Below are 24023 nucleotides of genomic sequence, written 5' to 3' on the forward strand. Positions count from 1 at the left end.
TATCATGACAGAAACAATTAAATGGTGGCAAAAAGCAGTTGTATATCAAGTTTATCCTAGGTCTTTTCAAGACGCTAATGGAGATGGTATCGGTGATTTACAGGGTATCGAGCAACGCCTTGATTACATTAAAAAATTAGGTGCCGATGTTGTATGGCTAAATCCTGTCTATGCATCACCAGACAAAGATAATGGTTACGATATTTCCGATTATGAAGATATCAATGCCAAATTTGGTACAATGGCTGATTTTGATCGCTTGCTAGCAAAAGCGCATGATAAGGGCATCAAAATTTTGATGGATTTGGTTGTTAATCATACCTCAGATCAGCATAAATGGTTTATTGAAAGCCGGAGTTCAAAAGATAATGATAAGCGTGATTTTTATATTTGGCGTGATCCAGTGGATGGACACGAGCCTAATAACTGGGGCTCATTTTTCTCTGGGCCAGCTTGGAAATTTGATGAGGCAACAGGGCAATATTATCTACACTTATTTGTCGAAGGTCAACCTGATTTAAATTGGGTTAATCCTAAAGTACGTCAATCTGTCTTTGACATGATGAATTTCTGGGTGGATAAGGGCATTGATGGCTTCCGAATGGACGTTATTTCCCTCATTTCTAAGCCAGATGGCTTGCCTGATGGTGAAGTGCCAGAGGGGGGCGAGTATGGTAATTCAGATAAAGCCGTTGCCAACGGTCCGCATGTCCATGAATACTTGCAAGAAATGCGTCAACAAGTCTTAAACAGAGCTGATATGATGACAGTCGGTGAAGCTTCAGGTGTTGATATTGAAAATGCCATTAAGTATGCCAATCAAGACAACTCAGAACTAAACATGGTCTTCCAATTTGAGCACATGGGACTTGATAATAATCCTAATCCTGCACTTGGAAAATGGTATGACAAAAAAGTTTCCCTCGTTGATTTGAAAGAAAATCTCTCAAAATGGCAGAATGATTTGGCTGGTAAAGCATGGAATTCACTTTATTGGGATAATCATGATCAACCACGTGCTGTGAGTCGTTATGGGGATGACCGTCCTGAATATCGCGTTGTATCTGCTAAAATGGTAGCCACTTTGCTTCATTTCATGCAAGGAACGCCCTATATTTACCAAGGTGAAGAAATTGGCATGACCAATGCCTACAATTTGCAACGTGATGATTTTGATGATGTTGAAATTAAAAATGCTTTCAAATACTTGATTGATAAAGATCACTTAACTGATGAGGCAACCATGCTGAAGTATGTGCATGCCAAGGGTCGTGATAACGCTCGAACACCAATGCAGTGGGACGATAGCAGAAATGCGGGCTTCACAACCGGCACACCATGGTTAAAGATGAATGATAATTATGACACCATTAATGCCAAAGCTGCGTTAGCAGACCTAAACTCAACATTTTATTATTACCAAAAGCTCATCCGCTTACGTCATGAATTACCAATTATAACGACAGGCACATACGAATTGTTGGATCCTGAAGATGAACAAGTTTACGCTTATCGTCGTGTCGGTCAAAATGAGTCATTATTGGTAATCAATAACTTTACCAGCGAAACATTGACGCGCGATTATCATGTGCCAGATAACGCGTCAGTCCTCATTAGTAATTATGAAGATGACGCTTTGACAACACTTCGTCCTTATGAAGCAAAAGTATATCGTTTTGATAAGTAATTATGTCTTGTAATTGGCTTGACTTTGAGGTGAGATAACTATATCATTAAGGCATATATTAAAGCCGATGAATTGGAAAAATTATGGTCTGGACTATCAGAAATTTTGCGGGTGATGCAAGCAAAACGATGACGTAATTTGTGACACCTTGGAGGACACTGTTGTATAAGGCAGTGCGTGGTAGCGCGATAAGCAATCTAAGTGATGTGTATGCATCAACATCTAAGGTGGTACCGTGCAATTGCGCCCTTAACGAATAATCGTTGAGGGCGCTTTTTCAGTTTTAATGTCAAAAACAGAAGGAGAACAACTGACTTGTCGTAATATGACTGTCAGCAATTAAAATACGATGGCAAAACCACTTTTCCAGCGCCCTAAGGGTACTGCTGATTTATTACCAGATCAAACAAGCCAATGGCAACACGTTGAAAATGTTGCGCGTTTATTATTTGGTGACTATAATTTTAAAGAAGTTCGAACACCAATATTTGAAAATTTTGAAGTTTTTTCTCGTTCAGCAGGTGATACATCAGATGTTGTCACTAAGGAAATGTATGATTTTCATGATAAAGGTGATCGCCACATTGCCCTACGACCAGAGGGAACAGCCGGAATTGTCCGCGCGTATGTCGAGAATAAATTATATGGGCCAGAATTTGATAAGCCTTATAAATCATTTTACATTGGACCAATGTTCCGTTATGAACGTCCACAAGCAGGGCGTATGCGCCAATTTCATCAAATTGGTGTAGAAGCTTTTGGCTCCTCATCACCAGCACTTGACGTCGAAGTTATTGCGATGGCAATTGATTTGTTCCAAACCCTTGGTTTAAAGAATTTGCGTGTTGCAATTAATACTTTGGGTGATAAGCAGTCACGAGATGATTATCGCCAAGCATTGATTGACTATCTTACGCCACATCGTTCTGAATTATCTGCCGATTCTCAGGCGCGTTTGGAGAAAAATCCACTGCGCGTTTTAGATTCAAAAGATCCACGAGATCAAGTTTTTGTGGCTGACGCACCTTCAATTTTGGATTATTTGTCTGAAGCCTCACAACAGCACTTCCAAAAAGTTCAAGCATTGTTGACGGCTTTGAATCTTGACTTTGAAATTGACCCAACAATGGTTCGTGGTTTGGATTATTATAACGATACAATCTTTGAAGTTATGACAGTTGATGAGCAATTAAAAGGTGCTGCAACAATTGCCGGCGGTGGTCGCTATTCAGGATTGGTATCTGTTTTTGGTGGTCCTGAAACAGCTGGCGTTGGTTTTGGTATTGGCATGGAGCGCTTGGTGAGTTTGTTAAACGCGCAGGGTGTTGCACCAGAAGTCGATAATGACCTTGATTTTTATGTTGTCAACATCGGTGATGAAACAGATATTGCAGCTATGCAAATCGTGCAAGCAATCCGGTCATTTGGTTTCGTTGCTGAACGTGATTATCTGGATCGCTCAGCAAAAGCACAGTTTAAAACAGCGGATCGTCACAATGCTAAGTACGTCGTGACTGTTGGGGAAAAAGAGTTAGCAGCACACGCTGCTAATATTAAAAACATGGCAACTGGTGAACAGCAACTTGTTAAATTGGCTGATCTTTATACAGATTTGCCAACAATTATTGATGCACAAGGAGACGAACAATGAAACGAACAACATATGCAGGTTTAATTGACGAAAGTTATCTTGACCAAACGGTGACATTGAGTGGTTGGGTGCAAAAGCGTCGTGATTTTGGTGACTTGATATTTGTTGACTTACGTGATCGCGAAGGCATTGTGCAATTAACATTCAATGCTACTAACCAATCAGCTTTGACTGTCGCCGAAGATATGCGAAGTGAATATGTTGTTGCTGTGACTGGTAAAGTCATCAAACGTGATGCTAGCCAAATTAACGATAAAATTAAGTCTGGTGCCGTTGAAGTTGATGTGACATCAGCCAAAATTTTGGCAACGTCAAAAACACCACCATTTTATATTGAGGATAACGTTAATGCTAATGAGGAACTCAAGTTGCAGTATCGTTATTTAGACTTGCGTCGACCAGAAATGCAAAAGAACCTACGCGTTCGGTCTAAAATTATGTCCAGTGCCATGCACTTCATGGATACACATGATTTTATCAACATTGAAACACCAATTTTGGCTAAGTCTACACCTGAAGGTGCCCGTGATTACTTGGTGCCATCTCGCGTTTTCCCCGGATCGTTTTATGCGTTGCCACAATCACCTCAACTATTCAAGCAACTATTGATGGGGGCTGGATTTGATCGCTATTTCCAAATCGCACGTGCGTTCCGTGATGAGGATTTGCGTGGTGATCGACAACCTGAATTTACACAAATGGATGTGGAAACATCATTCATGACTGCTGATGAAATTCGGGAACTGGTCAATGAATGGGTCAAAGCAATGATGAACGATGTCGTGAACTTTGATCTTGATACGACCACCATTCCGACTCTAACATGGCAAGAATCAATGGATCGTTTTGGTACGGACAAACCTGATTTGCGAATTGCTTATGAAATTCATGATCTTTCTGATACCGTTTCAAATAGTGAATTTGGCGTGTTTGCCAACGCTGTTAAAGCTGGTGGTGTTGTGAAAGCAATCGCTGTACCGGGCGGTGCCGATCACTATTCTCGTAAAGACATTGACAAATTGGCACAATATATTGAACGGTTTGGTGCTAAAGGTTTGGCATGGTTAAAGGTAACTGATGACGGACTAACTGGTCCAATTGCCAAATTCTTTAAACCAGAAGATAGTCAAGCTTTGATAGCTGGCGTTGGTGGTCAGACGGGAGACTTGTTGTTATTTGGTGCTGGTCGTAATGATGTTGTGTCAGCTACTTTGGATTATCTCCGCCGTCAAACAGCTGCTGATCTTGATTTGGTGGACAAAACAAATCCTTGGGCATTTGCATGGATTGTTGATTGGCCATTATTTGAATATTCAGAAGATTTCGACCGTTGGATTGCTGCCCACCATCCATTTACAATGCCAAATGAAGAAGATTTACACTATCTTGATGATGGTGAAGATCCACATAAATCGCATGCGCAAAGTTATGATTTGGTCTTGAACGGTTATGAGTTAGGCTCAGGATCAATCCGTATTCACCGTATGGACATTCAGGAAAAAATGCTTAAGGCACTTGGTTTTACACCTGAAAAAGCGCATGAGGCATTTGGTTTCTTGCTTGAAGGCATGGAATTTGGTTTCCCGCCAATGGGTGGTATCGCGCTTGGACTAGACCGTTTAGCAATGTTATTGGCCGGACAAGAAAATATTCGTGAAGTCATTGCTTTTCCTAAAAATTCACGAGCAACTGAACCGATGACGGAAGCACCAACGCGTGTTGAAACAAAACAGTTGAATGAATTAGGTTTATTTGTACCAGAAGCCGAGTGATTGATGCAAAAAATATTTCATAATTTCATGAAAAATCAATACGCGAGTCGTGTTGGTGGTGCTATATTTTACGGTGTGATTGTTGCTTTTGCAATGAATTACTTCTGGCATCCTGGTCATATCTATTCATCAGGGTTTACTGGATTTGCCCAGTTAGTTTCCACTTTAAGTGGTGAAAAAATTCCGGTCGCGCTCGCATTGGCGTTGGTTAATTTACCAATGTTGGTGATTGCTTGGTGGCAGTTGTCTTGGCGTTTTGCTACTTTCACCACGTTGGCTGTACTTCTCAGTTCAGCTTTGATGCCACTGTTTGATACAACTCGCGTGTTAACGCCAGATCCTTTAATTAATGCCATGTTTGGTGGTGCTTTAAATGGTATGGCTGTTGGAACGGCATTACGATATGGCGTAGGAACCGGCGGATTAGATGTCATTGGCATGTTAGTTAAAAAACACTTTGGCTTCAAAATGGGACCCATTAATTTGGCGTTCAACGCCCTTATTATGATTGGTGCTGGATTAACTTATGGCTGGAAATATGCGCTGTATTCGATTGTTGGTGTCATTATTAGTTCACGTATGATTGACGCTTTTTATACCCGTCAACAACAGATGCAAGTCATGATTATTACGACGAAGCCGGACGAAATGGTTGACGGTATTCAGCGTAAAATGCGTCGCGGTGTCACTATTATTAACGATGCTCGCGGTGGTTATACTGGTCAAGAACGTTCAGTACTGCTGACAGTGATTACGCAACAGGAACGCTTTGAATTGCGTGAAGCAATGAAAGAAGTTGATGAACACGCGTTTTCATCAACATGGAAAATTGAGCATACTGTCGGTCGCTTTTACGAACCGGAACTATAAACATATTAAAAGGGATCCAATAATGTTGGATCCCTTTTAATATGTTTATGACGCTGTTGACGTTGAAGTCGAAACTTTTGATGAAAACTTACGATGTGAGAGATAACCAAAAATGATAGTAAAGACAATGGCACCAATAGCTGACATTCGTGAATCAGCTTGGAAGAACAAACTGATATAAATTGCCGCGAAGAATACAAGTGTCAAGGGACTGGTCCATTTGTAACCAGGCATGACGAACCCGTTTGGCATAAAGTCAGTTGATTCACGGAACTTACGATGAGCGTACATTGTCATCGCATAAACGATAATATACATGTTTGACGAAATTGATGTGATAAATCCAAAAGCACTAGTAATTTGTGGAATTGAATTAATAACAGGTGACAACAGTACTAACACGGCAGTCAGAATAATTGCTTTAGCGGGAACACCGTTTGATGATATTTCTCGGAAATTCCCCATGAGCTTGGAATCAGACTCTTCGGCCAGTTGATAAAAGTGTCGACCTGCTGAATAAATAGCAGAATTGAGTGCCGAAGCGGCTGATGTTAGAACAACAAAGTTGATAACTAACGCGGCGGCTTTGAAACCAGCTAATTGAAAGACCATAACGAATGGACTTTCATCAGGTGTTTTAGCAATCACATGCCAATTAATAATGGACATGATGATAATCATAGCACCAAGATAGAAAATTAAGATACGGAAAATAATCGTGTTAATCGCTTTTGGCAAAACCTCACGTGGGTTTTGTGTTTCAGCTGTTGTGATACCAACGAATTCCATGCCTTGGAAGGCGAAAAATACCATTGGAAAGGCAGCGAAGAACATACTTGCACCATTTGGAAATAGTGTGAAGTTAGAAAATACATTGCCAAATGAGGCAACCGTGTGGCCACCACTAGCAGGGGCCTTGAAGCCTGTTGCAATCAAGAATAATCCTGTTACAATCATGGCAACAATGGCGATGATCTTTATCATCGCAAACCAGTATTCGGTTTCTCCAAACAGTTTAACGGCGATGAGGTTAATCATTGTCAAAATGAAGAGAAAAGCAACTTGAATGATCCATGTTTGCCAGTTGGGGAACCAAAATTTAACATAAGTAGAAACCGCTGTTAATTCAGCCATTGCAACGAAAACAAGACCAATCCAATAAGACCAACCAGCAAAATAGCCTGCACCTGCGCCCACATACTTACTGATAAAGGAGACAAATGTATGTTGCGACGGGTCAGCATATAACATTTCGCCAATGCCTCGCATCATCATGAAGAAGAAAGCGCCCAATACTGCATAAACAATCAGAATTGAAGGACCTGTCTTCGCAATTGAATTACCTGCTCCTAAAAATAATCCGGTACCAATTGTGCCGCCAATGGCGATCATTTGAACGTGCTTCTTTTTGAGACCACGAATGGTACCGTCGTGGTTCACCGCTAGATTTGTGTATTCGATCATAAGTAATGCCTCCTTGATTGGAAACAATTTTATCATGTTTATCATCAAATACTAATTTTTCTTTGCACAAACTTATTTTTGTGATTTATGCAAAGTGACTAATTAATTAACAATAATGACAGCTGAATATCCACTAACACATCGGGCATTTCTAAATTAACATCTAACAGCTCCGCAATACGCTTCAAGCGATAATTGATTGTATTACGGTGTACAAACATTGCGCCAGCTACTGCTGTAACGTTTTGATGTAAAAAAATATATGTTTCTAGTGTCTTGAGTAGTTCAGGATTGTCCAAGATAGGGCCAAGTGTTTTTTCAACAAAGGCATGGCTTTCTTGTGGCGGTAGTAGATGAAGCAGTTCATGCGCACTTTTTGGCCTAAAGCGCATAATGGGGTGGGTTTTAGTTGTTAATTTCAAAGCGTTATTTGCTTGCTCGTAGAGCTCCGCTAATTGTTTCATTTCACCAGTAACGCGTGAAAAGCCAATGGTAAAATAATATTCTAGTTTATCTTGTTCAGTTAAAAAATCATATAATTCTTGCAAAAAAGAACGCGTGTCAATGGTCATATTAATCAGTAAAACAAGCTGTTGTTTGTGAGAAAAGATTAATACGGACCAATTTGATTCCCGAATGAACCACCGAGTGAGTGCTTGAAGAATTTCAAATTGCCGTGTTTCAATGACTGTTTTCTTTGTGGTAAAGTCTAATACTGCAACACGATAGCGTGCCGTAACGTCAATATTGGCATCGTTCAAGTAGTGACTGATTGCTTCTTGGCTTAGGCCTGATTCCATGACATTCAGAAAAAAACCAGAGCGATTACGGAATTCTGTTTCATTAATGAGATCGGTGCGAGAGTTTGCAAATCCCAATGCGTTAATGACTTGTTCACGTTTCAACAATTGAAAGTCAGACAATCGATCTTCTGAAGTAGCAATTGCCACGAAAGCTTTATTTTCCTTTAAGGCAGAAAAAATGGGCAAAATATCAAAATCTTGACCTTTAAAAGTGACACGAACTTTCTCTTGAAGATTCAGATAAGCAATCCCGGAAGATTCACGTAAAAATTTAGTGAAAAAATCACGTTCCTTGAGTAAAGATGTACTGGCATATATTGCTGTAAAGTGAGAATCTAATAATAAGAGTGGCGCTTCTAAAATTTGGGCACTTAAATCAAGCAAGTGTTGATAAGTATTATTATGGTTGATTGCCGATAATTCTTGATTGATTTTCACAATTTCGTGTAATTCACCCGTATGTTTACTCAAGATAACGTCATTTAAATTACGAATTGTAATAGAAATTACTTCATCAGCAGGGGTCCATATAATAGGAATTCGATGTTTATTGGCTAAAACAATCACATCACGCGGTAATTCTGTGAAGTAACGATTGTATTTAATGCCTAATCCAGCAGCGTTGTGTTTATCTAGTTCAATAATTAAACTACGTAATAGTGGTAAATTATCATGGAAGAGGTAACCAGTTGTTAAAATTAACTGTCCGGGTAATAAATATTTTTCAAAATCCGGCGCGTCAACAACACCAACCTGACTAACCTCTCGAGATAATCCTTCTTCACCAGCTGCGACAGTATATTGACCCATCAAAGGTTCATTTAATAACGATTTAAACTTCATAGTTTGCCTCAAGAAAATTACCATTATTATGGCACAACTTAACATATTGTACAAACAAAATGATTTTGTTTGTGCAAACCGACGGTGAATAGTCATTCGGATTTCGTTACAGTAAGGAAAAAGGGGTGAATCGTATGCAAGTACAACGTTCAGAACGAGAGATTATTAGCAACATTTTAAAAGGATCGCTTGGTAATTTGATAGAGTGGTTTGATTGGTATGTTTATGCTTCATTCGCTGTTTATTTTGCGCCATCATTTTTTCCAAGTCATGACAAAACAGCTGAATTGTTAAGCACAGCTGGGGTCTTTGCGATTGGTTTTTTGATGCGCCCATTAGGTAGCCTCATTTTGGGAAAATATGCTGATCAGCACGGTCGCCGAGCGGCTTTGACATTATCAGTTCTCATTATGGCGAGTGGCTCACTGGTGATTGCTATCACACCAAGTTATGCTCATATTGGTATTATTGCGCCAATTATTCTAGTCTTGGCACGTTTGTTTCAGGGACTATCGTTAGGTGGTGAATACGGAACCTCAGCAACGTATTTATCAGAAATGGCCAGTCGAAATCATCGTGGTTTTTACGCTTCATTCCAATATGTGACGCTAATTAGTGGTCAGTTAATTGCATTAGGTGTCCAAATTATCTTGCAAATGACATTGTCAACTGAACAGTTGATCCAGTGGGGATGGCGAATTCCATTTATTATCGGTGCCCTTGGGGCAATAATTGTGTTGTTCTTGCGATTGAGCATGGCAGAATCTGACCAATTTGCTTCACAGAAAGCGAAGTCAAAAGGTAGTCTGAAAGAATTAATGCGTTATCCCAAGGCTGTCCTGACAGTGGTTGGATTGACTTTAGGCGGTACAATTGCATTTTATACGTATACAACATACTTGCAAAAATTTATGATCAATTCTGTGGGATTACCAACCCAGTCAGTCACACGAATTAATTTTCTAGCGTTACTTATTTTTATGATTTTACAACCAATCGCGGGTGCAATTTCTGATAAAATTGGACGACGGCCATTACTATTTTGGTTTGGTGGACTAGGAACAATTTTTACAATACCAATTTTTGTGGCCTTGCAACATGCTACAACGAGTTGGGAGGCGTTTTGGGTCATGTTAGCAGGCTTGGTGATTGTGACAGGCTATACCTCAATTAACGCCATCGTCAAAGCAGAAATGTTTCCAACAGAAATCCGCGCTTTAGGTGTTGGTTTACCTTACGGACTGACGGTCGCTATTTTTGGTGGTACAGTTGAATATTTGGCGCTCTATCTCAGAAAAATTAATCATGAAAATCTATTTTTTATTTATGTTACAGTAGTGATTTTTATTAGTTTATTAGTTTATTGGCGTATGACTGATACAAAAACGACTTCTAAATTAGATAAATAAGTGATAAAATTAATAATATTTAATTGGAGAATGAGGTAAATCATGACGACGCAACAAGACTTGTTTGATTCCGTTAAAGAACAGACATTATTATCTGAAATTGCAGCGCTTTCTGGCTGGGATGCTTTGACTGGTATGCTTTGACTGGTATGCCCAAAGATGCTGGACATTTTCGCGTTGATGTTGATGCTTACTTAGCGCAGAAGATATTTACAGTCAGTACAGGAGAACAACGACAAAGCATATTAAAAGCGCTCTCATCTGACACGAGTCAATTGGATGAACTTGGCCAATTGGTATTAAAAAAAGCACAAAAAGACTATGATATGACGGGCAAAATCCCAGAACAAGATTTCATAGCCTTTGAAAAAACGTTGTCGCAGGCACAAGACTATTGGGCGCAAGCTCGCGAAGCTAACGACTACAAAATTTTTCAACCTTATTTAGGAAAAATTATTGGCTACTTAAAGCAATTTATTCCGCTATGGCAAACAAATGAGGCAACACCTTATGATGTCTTGCTCAATCAATACGAACCGGGATTGACAGTGGCTAAATTAGACGCAGTTTTTGCCCAAGTCAAAACCGGCGTGACTGAGTTACGCCGACGTTTGGCCAAAGAAGGTACGACGCCAGAAGACTCTTTTTTGAAGAGACGGGTGACGAAAGAACAGCAACGACAATATGCAATGTCAGCTGTGCAACGGTTAGGTTATAATTTGAACAAAGGTCGACTTGATGACACGATTCATCCTTTTATGGAAGCTTTGAATCGTGATGATGCTCGCATTACGACACGTTGGGATGATCATAACTTTCAAATGGCTCTTTTAGGTATTTTCCACGAAGCTGGTCATGGACTGTTTGAGCAAAATGTTGATCCAAAATATGATGACTTTCGTTCTGTTTTGCCAATTAGCATGAGTATTCATGAGTCTCAATCTTTGTTTAATGAGGTCATGATTGGACGTTCAAAAGCCTTTTTGGAAAAAGAATATCCTCAGATGCAACAAGCTTTTGAGGGTGTTCTTGATGACGTTGATTTTGAAACTTTTTATGCAGGTTGGCTCAAAACGCAAGCTTCATTCACACGGACAGAAGCCGATCCTCTTACGTATCCATTACACATTATTATTCGTTATGAAATTGAAAAGGCAATTTTCAATGACAATATTGATGTAGCCGATTTGCCAGCCCTCTGGAATGCGAAATATAAAGAATACTTGGATTTAGATACACCGGATGATTTAACAGGTATTTTGCAAGACATTCACTGGGCAGGTGGCTCATTTGGCTACTTCCCAAGCTATGCATTAGGTCATTTGTATGCTGCACAGTTCCAAGCAACTATGGCAAAATCATTGGATTTTGAAGCAATTTTTCAGTCAGGTGATTATTCACCAATTTTTGAATGGCGAAAAGAACATATTTGGCAATATGGTGGTGCAGTTGATCCACAAGTTATCTTAAAACAAGCAACGGGTGAGTCACTTAATCCACAATACTGGCTTGATTTACAAACAAAGCAGTATTTAAAGGCTTACGGTATTGACGATTAGTTAAAAGTCTGTCATAATAAATAAGTATTTAGTGCATGTCGTTTAACGAAATAAAATGCGAGAAAGGAGGGTTATCAAATGGCAAAGGTCATCGTACGTAAGAACGAATCTTTGGATGATGCATTGCGTCGCTTTAAGCGCGGTGTTTCAAAAGACGGTACTCTCCAAGAATACCGTAAGCGCGAATTCTACGTTAAGCCTTCAGTTGCACGTAAATTGAAGTCTGAAGCGGCACAAAAGCGTAACAAAAAGAAGGGTCGTTAATTCGACGCTAAACGTCACATCAGTGGCGTTTTTTTTATGGTAGAATGATATCAGGAAGGTCGGATTGTCACCGACAATAATTTTAGTCACGAAAGAAGAGAAATAATGTCATTGTTAGAAACTTTGAATGCTGATATGAAACAAGCGATGAAGGATAAAAACAAAGAAGCTTTGTCTGTTATTCGCATGGTGAAATCAACCGTCATGAATGAACAAATCAATTTGGGACATGATTTGACTGAAGAAGAAGAATTAACTGTTCTGTCACGTGAAGTCAAGCAACGCCATGAATCGCTTTCAGAATTTGAAAAGGGTGGACGCGACGATTTGGCAGCAGGTATCAAATCTGAATTAGCGATTCTAGCGAAGTATTTGCCAGCACAATTGAGTGAAGATGAAGTGATTGCTATTATTAAGGCTGCAATCTCAAAAACCGGTGCGACAACGCCAAAGGATATGGGTAAAGTTATGGGTGTTGTGACACCACAAGTCAAAGGTAAGGCTGATGGGAAGTTTGTTGCTAATCAAGTAAAATCTCTATTAGCAGGCCAGTAATTTATCCGCTAAAGCCCAGTATTAGTGCGTGAAGTAGCGCGCATCAAAGGAAAATGATATGAATCCAACAGTTGGTACCACAATTAAAGCACAAGTCACTGATGAAAACAGTCAGTTCTTTTTTGCGCAAGTCGATGGTTTTACTTATGAAATTGATAAGTCAGAACTTCAAAAGCCTCTCAAATTAGGTGGTTTTGTCACTGGTTTTGCCTATGAAAATGAAGATCATAAGTTACAAATTACCAAAAATGTGCCTACAGCACAAAAAGATGTATACGGTTGGGGGACTGTTGTAGCTAACCGTCATGATTTGGGTGTCTTTGTCGCAATTGGCTTACCAAATAAAGACATTGTTGTTTCGTTAGATGATTTGCCCACTATCACATCACTTTGGCCACAAAAGGGCGATCGGCTCATGATTGCAATTAAAGAAGACAGCAAGGGACGTTTGTGGGGTGAAATTGCACAGCAAAATATCATTAACGCTGTTTCGCGTCGTGCACCTCAAGAAATGAAATCTAAACAGATTAAGGCAACCGTATACCGAAATAAAATGGCTGGCACGCTTGTTTTAACTGAGGATTACTATTTGGGATTCATTCATCCTTCTCAACGTGATGATGAACCACGTTTAGGCGAAGTAGTTAATGCTCGTGTAATTGGCGTGCGTGATGACGGGACGCTTAACCTGTCGCTGAAACCTTTAGCATATAAAACCATGAATGAAGATGCCACTTTCTTGTTGTTACAGTTGCAAAGACGTTCCGATCACTTCCTACCATTCAATGATAAAAGCAATCCTGAAGCGATTAAACGTCAATTTGGTTTTAGTAAAAGCCAATTTAAACGTGCGCTTGGTCACTTATATAAAGAACGTTTGATAGAGCAAGTCGATGGCGGCATCAAATTAGTTGAACAATGACACAAGAAGTTGACAACGCAATTGTAGATTATTTGCATTATATTCGTATTGAGCGCGGTTTATCCGACAATACCATCAAAAGCTACCATCAAGATTTGGTTCGTTTTGGTAAATATCTTAATGTTGAAAAATTAACATTGCGCCAAGTCGATCATATTGTGATTTTAGCGTGGTTAAATCAGCTGCGCCAAGAAGGAAAATCTAATAGTTCTGTTATTCATATGGTGACATCGCTACGTAAGTTTTTTGGCTATTTGACCCAAGAGAAAATAGTGGCTCATAACCCGATGAGTGACGTACGCCCACCAAAAAAAGCAGAACATTTGCCAGCTGTGTTAACGGTTGAGGAAATCGACAAGTTGCTTCAAGTAGCAGTTGAAGATACCCCTCTTGGCGTTAGAAATCGCACATTATTAGAAGTTATGTATGCCACTGGTCTTCGTGTCAGTGAACTGGTCAACCTTAAAATGAGTGATTTACATTTGGAGTTGGGTTTAATTCAAACAATTGGAAAAGGTGACAAAGAGCGTATTATTCCGATTGGTGAAGTTGCTATTGATTGGCTACAACGTTATTTTAAGACAAGCCGAATTGCCTTATTAAAAGAGCACGAGTCACCCTATGTGTTCTTAAACGATCGTGGTCATCAAATTACTCGGCAAGGTATTTGGAAGATTATCAAAAAATTGGTCTTGAACGCCGGTATCACGAAAGATGTTTCACCGCATACATTGCGTCATTCCTTTGCGACTCACATTTTAGAAAATGGTGCAGACCTTAGAATTGTCCAAGAATTATTGGGTCATGCTGATATTTCTACAACGCAAATTTATACCCATATTTCTAAAAAGAGATTAAGTGAAGTTTATGATGAGTATCACCCGAGGGCCTGAATGATGATTATATTAGCCAGACAACAAAATGAAAAAACAGTAATGGGCATTTTATCCCTCTTGCCCGGCTTGCGTGAAATTCCGCATTTAAAAGCTGAAATAGCATGGTATCACAATAGTGACACGCGAGAACTTTATATTTGGCAATCAGAATCACAAGGTCAGGTTCAAGGGGTCCTAGGTGTTGAAATTTATGATGATGAGATTACCATTATTCGGCATGTTGCTTTATCGCCTGAATCACGCAGTGTAAAGAATTATTTTGCAATGCTTTCAGACTATCAGTCCCAACATCCTGACGTTTTTTTGATGGGAACTTTAGATAACCAAAAATTGATTAACAAATGGAGAAAGTCGGTATCGAAAACAACGGCTTAACAATTACATTAACTGATTTTGAAGGACCTATTGATTTATTACTTCATCTTATCAAAAAGTCAGAAATGGATATTTTCGACTTGCCAATTGCCGAAATTACAACACAATATTTAGATTTCATACGTACACAGCAAGCGATGCAGCTAGATGTTGCCAGCGAATATTTGGTTATGGCAGCAACGTTACTGCAAATCAAATCCTATGATTTATTGCCAAATGATCCCGTAGAGACTGATTTTGAAGATGATGAGTATACTGATCCACGTGAAGAATTGATGTTGCAATTATTAACTTATAAACAATTTCAAGTGGTGAGTGAAACGCTTCGAGAACGTGAACAATCGGATCAACAATCTTTTCCACGACTGCCAATGATGGCACCAGAAGATGTTGACCAAGAAATTGGCTTGGCACCGGGATTAGGACTAGTGGACTTGCAAATGGCATTTACGCATCTGCTGGCAAAAAAGCGGCAACAACAGCCAATCAGTCGACGCGTGGTCACTGAAAAGTATACAATTACTGATGCCGTTTTCAATATCCATCGTCATCTATTGGGTCAAAAGGTTGGTGATATGATTGCCTTTACAACATTTTTTGATGATGTTTATGAACGTGAACCGTTAGTCATGACGTTTTTAGCCTTGTTAGAAATGGCAAAAGCAGAGAAAATATCGTTACATCAGATGGATTATGAACACGAAATTTTTGTAGAAATTGAGGATTTGGATTAAAAATGAATAATTTAAGTCAAATCGAAGCGTTACTCTTTGTGGCTGGAGACGAAGGTATTTCTTTGCCGGATTTAGTCACGATGACCGGATTTGAGCAGACTGCGGTGATGGGGATTATAGATGACTTGGCAGCGAAATATGACAATGACTTAAGCTGTGCATTAGAAATTCGAGAAACCGATGGGAATTATCGTTTAGTGACTAAGCCGATGTTGGGAACAGTTGTCAAACAGTATTTTGAATCGCCAACTAATGCCACTTTGTCACACGCACAATTAGAAACGCTTGTTATTGTTGCCTACCGCCAGCCGATTACGAGAATTGAAATTGACCAAATCCGTGGGGTTCGATCCTCTGGCACATTACAAAAATTAGCTATGCGACATTTAATTACAGAAGTTGGACGAAAAGAAGAACCCGGTCGACCAATTTTATATGGCACAACGGTCGACTTTTTGGACTACTTTGGTTTAAAAACAATTCAAGATCTGCCACCACTACCGGATTTGGACTCTTTGGACATTAATGATGATGCTGAGGGAGAATTATTTGCTAACCCATTTGCGGTTGAACCAGAAAGAAAGTGAATTTTGATATGCTTGAAGAACCACAACGTTTACAAAAAGTGATTGCCCAAGCGGGCTTAGCGTCGCGTCGCGGTGCTGAAGAGATGATTAGTCAGGGGCGGGTGCAAGTTAACGGGCAAACCGTCAACACATTAGGTGTTAAGGTCACACATGGTGATCACATTCAAGTTGATGGTGCGCCTATCGAAGGTAGAGAGAAGCTCGTGTACTACTTGCTTAATAAACCCCGAGGTGTCGTGACCACAAATGACGATGAAAAGGGTCGCAAAACAGTGCTTGATATTTTGGCAGATGTTGATCAACGCGTATATCCAGTTGGTCGTTTGGATTATGACACGACCGGGGCTTTGCTGCTGACAAACGATGGTCAAGTTGCCAATCAATTGATGCACCCAAAGTCTCAAGTTAATAAAACTTATATGGCCAAAGTCAAAGGTATTGCTACGGAAGCACAGCTGGCACCTTTGAGGAAAGGTGTTGTGATTAAGGGCCGTAAAACAGCACCAGCCCGCGTTGCAATCACACGAGTTGATCATGATAAAAAGACGAGCATGGTGCGATTGACAATTCATGAAGGTCGTAATCATCAAGTTAAAAATATGCTAGCAAAAGTTGGTTTACCTGTTGAAAAATTGAAACGTGAGCAGTATGCTTTCTTTGATTTGATTGGGTTACAACCTGGTGAATATCGTAAATTAACAAATGCTGAAGTGAAACAACTGCAAGCACAAGATTATCGGATGTTGCGACGCAAGTAATTTCGTGGTATCATTTACTCAAATTGAATATGAACTTCAGGGTCAGGTGTAAATCCTAACCGGCGGTGAGACATAGTATTTTAAAAATGGTAAGCCCGCGACCTGCGCAAGCAGTTGATTTGGTCAAAATCCAAAGCCGACCGTACAGTCGGGTATAAAGAAGTCTAAAAAGAAAGTGAAAACTGCCTTTTTGTTGTACCCTGACAAATTGCGCAGTTTTTTGATTTGGTCAATGAGCACCAAGTTAAGAGGAAAAAATATGTTACTAACAACAACACCAGTTCAACGTGTACAACGTTTAACTTTGATTGCAATTTTAAGCGCTATTTCTTTTGGGTTAATGCTTTTCCCACAATTGCCCTTAATACCAGGTGCTGATTTTTTGAAACTAGACTTTTCAATCGTTCCAATTATAATCGCACTAAGTTGGTTAGGCATGACCGCAGCAATTTGGGTTGTATTTTTAAGAACAATCTTAAAACTCATTTTAGCAAATGAGGGTGTCAACACTTATCTGGGTTTGCCTGTTAATGTGGCTGTCGTGTTAACTTTTATTCTGGCCTTAGGGTTAATGATGTCACAGAAAATGCAATGGCATCAAAAATTAATTGCTATGGTAATCAGCGTGATTGCAATTACTGTTGTAGCCATGATCATTAATTGGTTAGTTGCAATACCGTTGTATGCAACTTTTGCGAATTTTGACATTAACCGTCTGATTGGTATCAAAACTTATTTATTTGGTATGGTAATGCCATTTAACCTGATTCAAGGCATTATTTGGTTTGTGACAGGTGAAATTGTAAAAGCCAGTTTGACGCCTTTATGGCACAAAATTGTTTCTTAATAAAACGTTATCAAAAAACAATGTGGGGATGTGGTAAAATCTTATTTGAATGAATAAATATGGAGGTCGTTTAATATGAACGATTATGACCCAAATAACATGAGCCGATCCAATCGGCCCAAAAATAAAAAGATTGAACCTAAGTTTGCGAGAACATCTGATTCAAAGTCTGAAAATAAAGGGCTGCGAGTTGCCTTAATTGTATTGGGTTTGGTCATTCTATCAGCTTTCCCAGTTTACGGCTTCTTCAGCAACCACAAAGGTTCTACGCCGCAAACCGTTTCGTCATCAAGTCAACACAAATCCTCAACCCAAAAATCATCTAGCAGTACTTCTACTTCTTCTGAAACAACTTCTTCTGACAGTAGTGTTTCCAGCTCTTCACAATCAGAAGCAAGCAGCAGTTCCGAAAGTACAACCGATGATGAAACTGCCGCTTCATCATCAAGTTCAGCATCATCAAGTGCTACCACTACAGCCGTTTTGGGCACCAGCCAAACATTGTATAATTTTGCAGTCACACACGGTCTAACAACTGATCAAGTTATTGCTTTGAATCCTGGTTTGACGGTTGACAACTACACGCAATATGCTGGCACTGCGTTGAATATTCAATAATTAAGGATGACGATGATGACAAATATTCAAATTGCAATTGACGGACCAGCATCAGCAGGAAAGTCGACAATTGCTAAAATTCTAGCAAGTAACTTGAAATACGTGTATGTTGATACAGGGGCAATGTATCGCACTATTACATTGGCTGCCAAGCAAGCCGGAATTTCTTATGATGATGAGCAAAGTATCACCGAACTGCTCGACACTACCGATATTCGTTTCGAGCCGGGTACGCCTGTGCAACATGTGTTCCTAAATAATCAAGAAGTCACATCATTGATTCGCTCAACAGAAGTAACGAACAATGTGTCACTCGTTTCTTCATACGCCGCTGTTAGAGAAAATTTGGTTGAGCGTCAACGAGCTATTGCCAGCCATGATAACGTTATTATGGATGGTCGTGACATTGGTACAACTGTATTACCAAAAGCGCAAGTCAAAATCTTTTTAGTAGCTAGTGTCGAAGAACGTGCCCAACGCCGCTATCGAGAAAATGTTTTCAAGGGAATTGCGACCGATTTAGATACACTGAGAAAAGAAATAGAAACGCGCGATTATAAAGATTCTCATCGCCAAATAAGTCCTTTGGTTCAAGCAAAGGATGCAATCCTAGTCGACACAACTGGACAAACGATTGAACAAGTGGTTGACGAAATTACAGAAATCATCAAAAATTCATTGAACTTATAATTTACACGGTTTAAACCGTGTTTTTTACTATACAAGAGTTGAAATATTTGGTACACTATATTCATAGTGTAAATTGTAGGAGGACGTTTGACGTCATGAGTGAAACAAACAACGAGCTTTTAGCAGCTCTTGAAAGTGCAGATCAAATTAAGGTAGGAGATGTCGTTACTGGTGAGGTATTAGCCATTGATAACGATAACCAAGCAGTTATTGGTTTGCATACCGGTGAAGAAGGAGTTGTGCCAGCACGTGAGTACTCAGACGATCGTAACATCAACCTGGCAGACGAATTAAAAGTTGGGGACAGCGTTGAAGCTGTTGTCATCTCTAATGTTACAAGCGACAAAGAAGGTGTTGCGTACTTGCTATCAAAGAAGCGTTTAGAAGCACGTAAGGCATGGGAAAACTTGTCATTTGCTGAAGGGGACACTGTTGATGCAAAAGTTATCAATGCGGTCCGCGGTGGCTTAATTGTTGATGTCAATGGTGTTCGCGGCTTTGTCCCAGCATCAATGGTTGCTGATCGTTTCGTTTCAGATTTGAATCAATTCAAGAATAAAGATATTAAAGCGCAAGTTATTGAAATTGATGCTTCAAAAGCACGCTTGATTTTGTCACGTAAGGCTGTTGCTGCACAAGAACGTGCTGCACAATTAGCAGAAGCATTTGCTAAGTTAACAGTTGGAGAAGTTGTTGAAGGTAAAGTTGCTCGTTTGACTGACTTTGGTGCTTTCGTTGACTTGGGTGGCGTTGATGGGTTGGTCCACGTATCAGAAATTTCACATGATCGTGTTAAGAACCCAGCGGACGTTTTGACAAAGGGTGAAGTCGTTAACGTTAAAATCTTGGCATTGGATTCTGAAAAGGGTCGTATTTCATTGTCAATCAAAGCAACACAACCTGGTCCATGGGACAAGGTTGCCGAAGAAGCACCAGCCGGTACTGTACTTGAAGGTACAGTAAAGCGCGTTAAAGACTTTGGTGCCTTTGTTGAAATTTTCCCTGGCATTGAAGGTCTTGTCCATGTGTCACAAATTTCACACAAGCGCATTGAAAACCCATCAGACGTTTTGAAGTCAGGTGATAAGGTTAAAGTTCAAGTGCTTGATGTTAAGCCTGCAGAAGAACGCATTTCATTGTCAATGAAGGCTTTGGAAGAAAAGCCAGAACGCGAAGATCGCGGTAATGCAAACGATGGTTCAGCTTCACGTGCCGATATTGCTGCTTACAAGCAACAAGAGGACGATTCAGCTGCAACTTTGGGCGACATTTTTGATGGTAAGTTCTAAGAATTCTTATTGAAAAGAACTGGTTCGCCAGTTCTTTTTTTATGATAATGCAATATAAAAGGAGGTGCTAATATGTCTGCACCAATAGTAGCGATTGTTGGTCGTCCAAATGTCGGAAAATCAACTATTTTTAATCGTATGGCTGGAGAACGTATCGCTATCGTAGAAGATATGCCTGGCGTGACCCGTGATCGACTTTATGCATCAGCTGAATGGTTGAATTACGATTTTCGAATGATTGATACTGGTGGTATTGAAATTGGTGATGCACCGTTTCTAGCTGAAATCAGGGGCCAAGTTGAATTGGCTCTGGATGAAGCAGACGTTATTGTCATGGTTGTTTCTGGTAGAGAAGGTTTGACAGAGGCGGATGAAGTTGTCGCTAAAATGCTATATAAAACCGACAAACCTGTTGTTCTAGCGGTTAACAAGGTTGATAATCCAGAAATGCGTAATGATATCTATGATTTTTATGCACTCGGTTTAGGGGATCCATTCCCAGTTTCTGGTTCTCACGGTATTGGTCTTGGTGATTTATTAGATGAAGTAGTTAAACATTTTCCTGATGAAGCTGCTGAACAAGAAGATGAAGCCATCAGATTCAGTATTATTGGTCGTCCAAACGTCGGAAAATCTTCAATTGTAAATGCAATGCTGGGCGAAAAAAGAGTCATTGTGTCTGACATTGAAGGCACGACACGTGACGCTATCGATACCCGTTTTGTGACACCAGATGGTGATGAATTCGTGATGGTTGACACCGCTGGTATGAGAAAACGTGGTAAGATCTATGAAAATACTGAAAAATATTCAGTAATGCGAGCGATGAAAGCCATTGATGATAGTAACGTTATCTTAATGGTACTTGATGCTGAAGCTGGTATTCGAGAACAAGATAAGCATGTGGCTGGCTTTGCACATGATGCTGGCCGTGCGATGATTATTGTTGTAAACAAGTGGGATGCAATTGAAAAAGATGATCACACGATGTCTGATTTTGAAAATTTGATTCGGGATGAATTCAAATTTTTGGACTATGCACCGATTGTTTTTGTGTCAGCCAAAACGGGACAACGTTTAGACAGATTGCCTCAGTTGGTAAAGGATGTCGATGATAACCATCGAAAGCGAATTGGATCGTCAACCTTGAATGATGTCATTATGGACGCTATTGCAATTAATCCGACGCCTTCGGATAATGGTAGACGCTTGCGTGTTTACTATGCGACACAAGTAGCAGTTCAGCCACCAACATTTGTTATATTTGTTAATGATGTTGAGCTAATGCACTTTTCTTATGAGCGTTTCCTTGAAAATAAAATACGAGAGGCCTTTGACTTCACGGGAACACCGATTAAGCTAATCGTTCGTGCAAGAAAGTAATTTGATTTCATTAATATTGAAATTATGTAACGTAAGTATTACGAAATGCTGAAGACCCTTGATAACACTACACATAAGCGCTTTCTTGTGTTATTCTAAGTACATGAAATAATGTTTCGACAAATTTCACACGGCGCTTTGCGCCAATCATAAAATAACTCTCAGGAGAAAAGAACATGGCAAATAAGCAAGAATTAGTAGATTCAGTTGCAAAGGCAACTGGTTTGACAAAGAAAGATGCTGTCGCATCAGTTGATGCTGTCTTTGCATCAATTGAAGCAGCTTTGAAAAAGGGCGAAAAGGTTCAATTGATTGGCTTCGGTAACTTTGAAGTTCGTGATCGTGCAGCTCGTAAGGGCCGTAACCCACAAACTGGTGAAGAAATCGAAATCGCTGCTTCAAAGGTTCCTGCATTCAAGCCTGGTAAAGCCTTGAAGGACGCCGTTAAGTAATATATATCCCAATTAAAAAGAGTAAGCTTCTGGTAAGCTTACTCTTTTTTATATGAAAAATATTGTTAAGTCGTGTGTCCATGAAACTATTTTGGTAAAAAAATAGCTGCATTCACAGTGTTGTCTTTGATTCAATTTAGACCGAAGCTGCTATAACTTTAAAGTAACTAAGATAAATATCTAATATGATACCGTAACTTATTGTATGTAGCTGATTTATAAATTCAGTCGAATTATGATATATTCCAAACGCATTTAGTTTAATCTGAATGCGTTTTTTGTAGTCTAGTATCTTTAGTCGTCGAGCGGTCTAGTAATAAAATGTTTTCTGAAATGATTTGGTGTGACACCGGTCACTTTTTTAAATGTTTTGACAAAATAGGTAGCTGTTGAGATTGATAGCAATTCAGCAATTTCTAGTAGTGACAGATTGGAAGCAATCAAGAGTTCTTTGGCTGTTTCGACTTTAGTCTGTCGAATAAATTGTGTGATTGTGACACCGTATTCTTTTTTAAAAGCAGGATTTAGTGTTTTTTTCGAAGCATTTAATCCAGTAGCAATGTCGTCTAGAGTAATATTTTCTCTGATATGTTGTTTAATGTATTGCTTAATTCTTTGGTGTAATGGTAGAAAATTATTGAATCGATATTGTTTAATCACACTGAAATAGTGCCATGAAATTTCCTTAATGGTTTGAAAAAAGTTTAAAAATTGTGGTGATAATTCGACTTCCTGCACTAAACTATATTGCAATTGAAAAGCTAATTTAGCTGGGTAACCCCATTGGATAATTGCACGATTTAAAATTGATATGTAAGAAATAAGAGTATTCTTCTCTCCTCGAATAATATTGTTAGCTGTTAAATGTTCAGCAACTAGATTAAATTCTGCTAAGCTGTCCAATGCTGTGCTCAACTGATCTTTTTTTGAGTACACAATTGCTTTAATAATGTCAGTTTCTGTGTCAAAAAATAATTGTGAATCAAACGGTACAAAATGACGAGTCTTAACAGGTTTTTTGTTATCAATTTTTAAAATATAAATGTCTTCATCGGGTGCTTCCACAGTGTTGTACATTGTAAAAATGATTTGTGCAATCGTTTTTAAATTCTGTAATGAGTGTAAATGTATTAGTTCGTTGTCATCAGTGAAGTTTTTTTTGTATAAAAATGAGAAGCAGATTAATTGAGTTGGATTAATTTTACATACAACAACGTGTCCTAAATCATAATCAACTGACGTATACGAATGGGATAACACTAAATCTAGTTTGTTCAATAAAAAATCATGAATATCATTATTGGAATCACGATTATTTTTGTATAAAAAGTTTGTAGTATGCTGGACACTATCCAAAAAGATGACATCAGCATTTAATATTTTTGCTAGTTTTGCAATGTTATTCATCAACACTCCTAGTTTATTCATTTATAATGACCAGAAAATTGAAACTAAAAGATATGTATTCGGTAGATTGCAAGAATTAACCGAACACTGCAAACTGCTGAAAAACCTTTCGTGGTGATTGCCAGTTGAGTGTTTTCATTGGTCTCGCATTGATCCAATGATTAATTTGATCTAATTCTTTGGCGCTA

The 24023-nt window shown here is 39.2% G+C and carries 22 protein-coding genes, 2 pseudogenes and 1 riboswitch; of the genes and pseudogenes, 20 read left to right on the forward strand and 4 right to left on the reverse strand.

What is annotated here, in order from left to right; translation table 11 throughout:
* The first annotated feature begins 4 nt into the window (after positions 1 to 4).
* From BMG01_RS05055 to BMG01_RS05070, 4 genes are all read left to right on the forward strand, one after another.
* Positions 5 to 1687, forward strand: coding sequence for an alpha-glucosidase (locus BMG01_RS05055; protein ID WP_004910022.1), 1683 nt, complete (start codon positions 5 to 7; stop codon positions 1685 to 1687).
* 349 nt (positions 1688 to 2036) lie between these two features.
* A complete protein-coding gene (gene hisS, locus BMG01_RS05060; protein ID WP_004910024.1) occupies positions 2037 to 3338 on the forward strand; it encodes a histidine--tRNA ligase in 1302 nt (433 codons plus the stop codon).
* Positions 3335 to 5110, forward strand: a complete 1776-nt coding sequence (gene aspS / locus BMG01_RS05065; protein WP_004910028.1) for an aspartate--tRNA ligase — start codon at positions 3335 to 3337, stop codon at positions 5108 to 5110. Before hisS ends, aspS begins: the two co-directional genes overlap by 4 nt.
* A gap of 3 nt (positions 5111 to 5113) precedes the next feature.
* Complete coding sequence (locus tag BMG01_RS05070) at positions 5114 to 5980, forward strand: YitT family protein (protein ID WP_004910034.1); 867 nt, start codon at positions 5114 to 5116, stop codon at positions 5978 to 5980.
* Between the two features lie 45 nt (positions 5981 to 6025).
* Here BMG01_RS05070 and BMG01_RS05075 read toward each other — a convergent pair whose 3' ends face one another.
* Both BMG01_RS05075 and BMG01_RS05080 read right to left on the reverse strand, forming a co-directional pair.
* Positions 6026 to 7444 (reverse strand): amino acid permease, encoded by a 1419-nt coding sequence (locus BMG01_RS05075; RefSeq protein WP_004910039.1) that lies wholly within the window; start codon positions 7442 to 7444, stop codon positions 6026 to 6028.
* A gap of 98 nt (positions 7445 to 7542) precedes the next feature.
* Positions 7543 to 9090, reverse strand: coding sequence for a PucR family transcriptional regulator (locus tag BMG01_RS05080; protein ID WP_004910040.1), 1548 nt, complete (start codon positions 9088 to 9090; stop codon positions 7543 to 7545).
* Positions 9091 to 9224: 134 nt separating this feature from the next.
* On the opposite strand from BMG01_RS05080, the gene BMG01_RS05085 reads away from it, so the two are divergent.
* The 16 genes and pseudogenes from BMG01_RS05085 to BMG01_RS05160 all read left to right on the forward strand — a co-directional run bounded on the left by BMG01_RS05085 (position 9225) and on the right by BMG01_RS05160 (position 22428).
* Positions 9225 to 10499, forward strand: a complete 1275-nt coding sequence (locus tag BMG01_RS05085; protein WP_036066181.1) for an MFS transporter — start codon at positions 9225 to 9227, stop codon at positions 10497 to 10499.
* A 42-nt stretch (positions 10500 to 10541) separates the two neighbouring features.
* A pseudogene (locus BMG01_RS05090) lies at positions 10542 to 12058 on the forward strand (carboxypeptidase M32).
* 78 nt (positions 12059 to 12136) lie between these two features.
* The gene (rpsU, locus tag BMG01_RS05095) at positions 12137 to 12322 is read left to right on the forward strand and encodes a 30S ribosomal protein S21 (RefSeq protein ID WP_004899901.1); all 186 of its coding nucleotides are present in this window, start codon (positions 12137 to 12139) and stop codon (positions 12320 to 12322) included.
* Positions 12323 to 12427: 105 nt separating this feature from the next.
* A complete protein-coding gene (locus BMG01_RS05100) occupies positions 12428 to 12877 on the forward strand; it encodes a GatB/YqeY domain-containing protein (protein ID WP_004910052.1) in 450 nt (149 codons plus the stop codon).
* A gap of 58 nt (positions 12878 to 12935) precedes the next feature.
* Positions 12936 to 13799 carry a S1 RNA-binding domain-containing protein gene (locus BMG01_RS05105; protein WP_004910057.1) on the forward strand — a complete coding sequence of 288 codons (864 nt, stop codon included), beginning with the start codon at positions 12936 to 12938 and terminating at the stop codon, positions 13797 to 13799.
* Positions 13796 to 14692: a site-specific tyrosine recombinase XerD gene (xerD, locus tag BMG01_RS05110; RefSeq protein ID WP_004910061.1), complete on the forward strand. Its 897-nt coding sequence runs from the start codon at positions 13796 to 13798 to the stop codon at positions 14690 to 14692. The genes BMG01_RS05105 and xerD overlap by 4 nt, the downstream gene beginning before the upstream one ends.
* Positions 14693 to 14695: 3 nt before the next feature.
* A complete protein-coding gene (locus BMG01_RS05115; RefSeq protein ID WP_036066185.1) occupies positions 14696 to 15070 on the forward strand; it encodes a hypothetical protein in 375 nt (124 codons plus the stop codon).
* The gene (locus tag BMG01_RS05120; protein ID WP_004910071.1) at positions 15037 to 15804 is read left to right on the forward strand and encodes a ScpA family protein; all 768 of its coding nucleotides are present in this window, start codon (positions 15037 to 15039) and stop codon (positions 15802 to 15804) included. The genes BMG01_RS05115 and BMG01_RS05120 overlap by 34 nt, the downstream gene beginning before the upstream one ends.
* A gap of 2 nt (positions 15805 to 15806) precedes the next feature.
* Positions 15807 to 16391 (forward strand): SMC-Scp complex subunit ScpB, encoded by a 585-nt coding sequence (gene scpB, locus BMG01_RS05125; protein ID WP_004910076.1) that lies wholly within the window; start codon positions 15807 to 15809, stop codon positions 16389 to 16391.
* An 8-nt stretch (positions 16392 to 16399) separates the two neighbouring features.
* Positions 16400 to 17149 carry a pseudouridine synthase gene (locus tag BMG01_RS05130; RefSeq protein ID WP_004910078.1) on the forward strand — a complete coding sequence of 250 codons (750 nt, stop codon included), beginning with the start codon at positions 16400 to 16402 and terminating at the stop codon, positions 17147 to 17149.
* A gap of 28 nt (positions 17150 to 17177) precedes the next feature.
* Positions 17178 to 17318, forward strand: a riboswitch (FMN riboswitch).
* A gap of 90 nt (positions 17319 to 17408) precedes the next feature.
* Positions 17409 to 17996, forward strand: coding sequence for an ECF transporter S component (locus BMG01_RS05135; RefSeq protein WP_004910080.1), 588 nt, complete (start codon positions 17409 to 17411; stop codon positions 17994 to 17996).
* Between the two features lie 75 nt (positions 17997 to 18071).
* Entirely contained in the window at positions 18072 to 18614 is a 543-nt protein-coding gene (locus BMG01_RS05140) for a hypothetical protein (RefSeq protein WP_004910083.1), read from the forward strand.
* 12 nt (positions 18615 to 18626) lie between these two features.
* Positions 18627 to 19304, forward strand: a complete 678-nt coding sequence (gene cmk, locus BMG01_RS05145) for a (d)CMP kinase (RefSeq protein WP_036066183.1) — start codon at positions 18627 to 18629, stop codon at positions 19302 to 19304.
* Positions 19305 to 19399: 95 nt separating this feature from the next.
* Entirely contained in the window at positions 19400 to 20593 is a 1194-nt protein-coding gene (gene rpsA / locus BMG01_RS05150) for a 30S ribosomal protein S1 (protein WP_004910088.1), read from the forward strand.
* Positions 20594 to 20665: 72 nt separating this feature from the next.
* The gene (gene der, locus BMG01_RS05155; protein ID WP_004910091.1) at positions 20666 to 21976 is read left to right on the forward strand and encodes a ribosome biogenesis GTPase Der; all 1311 of its coding nucleotides are present in this window, start codon (positions 20666 to 20668) and stop codon (positions 21974 to 21976) included.
* A 176-nt stretch (positions 21977 to 22152) separates the two neighbouring features.
* Positions 22153 to 22428 (forward strand): HU family DNA-binding protein, encoded by a 276-nt coding sequence (locus tag BMG01_RS05160; protein ID WP_004910092.1) that lies wholly within the window; start codon positions 22153 to 22155, stop codon positions 22426 to 22428.
* 294 nt (positions 22429 to 22722) lie between these two features.
* Here the strand turns inward: BMG01_RS05160 and BMG01_RS05165 are convergent, their stop codons facing one another.
* Together BMG01_RS05165 and BMG01_RS10915 are read right to left on the reverse strand one after the other, a co-directional pair.
* On the reverse strand, positions 22723 to 23835 hold the full coding sequence (locus BMG01_RS05165; protein WP_036067561.1) for an AraC family transcriptional regulator: 1113 nt from the start codon (positions 23833 to 23835) through the stop codon (positions 22723 to 22725).
* Positions 23836 to 23911: 76 nt separating this feature from the next.
* Positions 23912 to 24023 (reverse strand): annotated as a pseudogene (locus tag BMG01_RS10915) (IS30 family transposase); the annotation flags it as partial.

Source organism: Leuconostoc sp. BM2 (assembly GCF_002095565.1).
GTDB lineage: Bacteria > Bacillota > Bacilli > Lactobacillales > Lactobacillaceae > Leuconostoc > Leuconostoc falkenbergense.

Excerpts from the sequence above, each read along its gene's own strand:
- BMG01_RS05055 (WP_004910022.1), top strand. The coding sequence starts at position 5 with ATGACAGAAACAATTAAATGGTGGCAAAAAGCAGTTGTATATCAAGTT.
- hisS (WP_004910024.1), top strand. The coding sequence starts at position 2,037 with ATGGCAAAACCACTTTTCCAGCGCCCTAAGGGTACTGCTGATTTATTA.
- aspS (WP_004910028.1), top strand. The coding sequence starts at position 3,335 with ATGAAACGAACAACATATGCAGGTTTAATTGACGAAAGTTATCTTGAC.
- BMG01_RS05070 (WP_004910034.1), top strand. The coding sequence starts at position 5,114 with ATGCAAAAAATATTTCATAATTTCATGAAAAATCAATACGCGAGTCGT.
- BMG01_RS05075 (WP_004910039.1), bottom strand. The coding sequence starts at position 7,444 with ATGATCGAATACACAAATCTAGCGGTGAACCACGACGGTACCATTCGT.
- BMG01_RS05080 (WP_004910040.1), bottom strand. The coding sequence starts at position 9,090 with ATGAAGTTTAAATCGTTATTAAATGAACCTTTGATGGGTCAATATACT.
- BMG01_RS05085 (WP_036066181.1), top strand. The coding sequence starts at position 9,225 with ATGCAAGTACAACGTTCAGAACGAGAGATTATTAGCAACATTTTAAAA.
- rpsU (WP_004899901.1), top strand. The coding sequence starts at position 12,137 with ATGGCAAAGGTCATCGTACGTAAGAACGAATCTTTGGATGATGCATTG.
- BMG01_RS05100 (WP_004910052.1), top strand. The coding sequence starts at position 12,428 with ATGTCATTGTTAGAAACTTTGAATGCTGATATGAAACAAGCGATGAAG.
- BMG01_RS05105 (WP_004910057.1), top strand. The coding sequence starts at position 12,936 with ATGAATCCAACAGTTGGTACCACAATTAAAGCACAAGTCACTGATGAA.
- xerD (WP_004910061.1), top strand. The coding sequence starts at position 13,796 with ATGACACAAGAAGTTGACAACGCAATTGTAGATTATTTGCATTATATT.
- BMG01_RS05115 (WP_036066185.1), top strand. The coding sequence starts at position 14,696 with ATGATTATATTAGCCAGACAACAAAATGAAAAAACAGTAATGGGCATT.
- BMG01_RS05120 (WP_004910071.1), top strand. The coding sequence starts at position 15,037 with ATGGAGAAAGTCGGTATCGAAAACAACGGCTTAACAATTACATTAACT.
- scpB (WP_004910076.1), top strand. The coding sequence starts at position 15,807 with ATGAATAATTTAAGTCAAATCGAAGCGTTACTCTTTGTGGCTGGAGAC.
- BMG01_RS05130 (WP_004910078.1), top strand. The coding sequence starts at position 16,400 with ATGCTTGAAGAACCACAACGTTTACAAAAAGTGATTGCCCAAGCGGGC.
- BMG01_RS05135 (WP_004910080.1), top strand. The coding sequence starts at position 17,409 with ATGTTACTAACAACAACACCAGTTCAACGTGTACAACGTTTAACTTTG.
- BMG01_RS05140 (WP_004910083.1), top strand. The coding sequence starts at position 18,072 with ATGAACGATTATGACCCAAATAACATGAGCCGATCCAATCGGCCCAAA.
- cmk (WP_036066183.1), top strand. The coding sequence starts at position 18,627 with ATGATGACAAATATTCAAATTGCAATTGACGGACCAGCATCAGCAGGA.
- rpsA (WP_004910088.1), top strand. The coding sequence starts at position 19,400 with ATGAGTGAAACAAACAACGAGCTTTTAGCAGCTCTTGAAAGTGCAGAT.
- der (WP_004910091.1), top strand. The coding sequence starts at position 20,666 with ATGTCTGCACCAATAGTAGCGATTGTTGGTCGTCCAAATGTCGGAAAA.
- BMG01_RS05160 (WP_004910092.1), top strand. The coding sequence starts at position 22,153 with ATGGCAAATAAGCAAGAATTAGTAGATTCAGTTGCAAAGGCAACTGGT.
- BMG01_RS05165 (WP_036067561.1), bottom strand. The coding sequence starts at position 23,835 with ATGAATAACATTGCAAAACTAGCAAAAATATTAAATGCTGATGTCATC.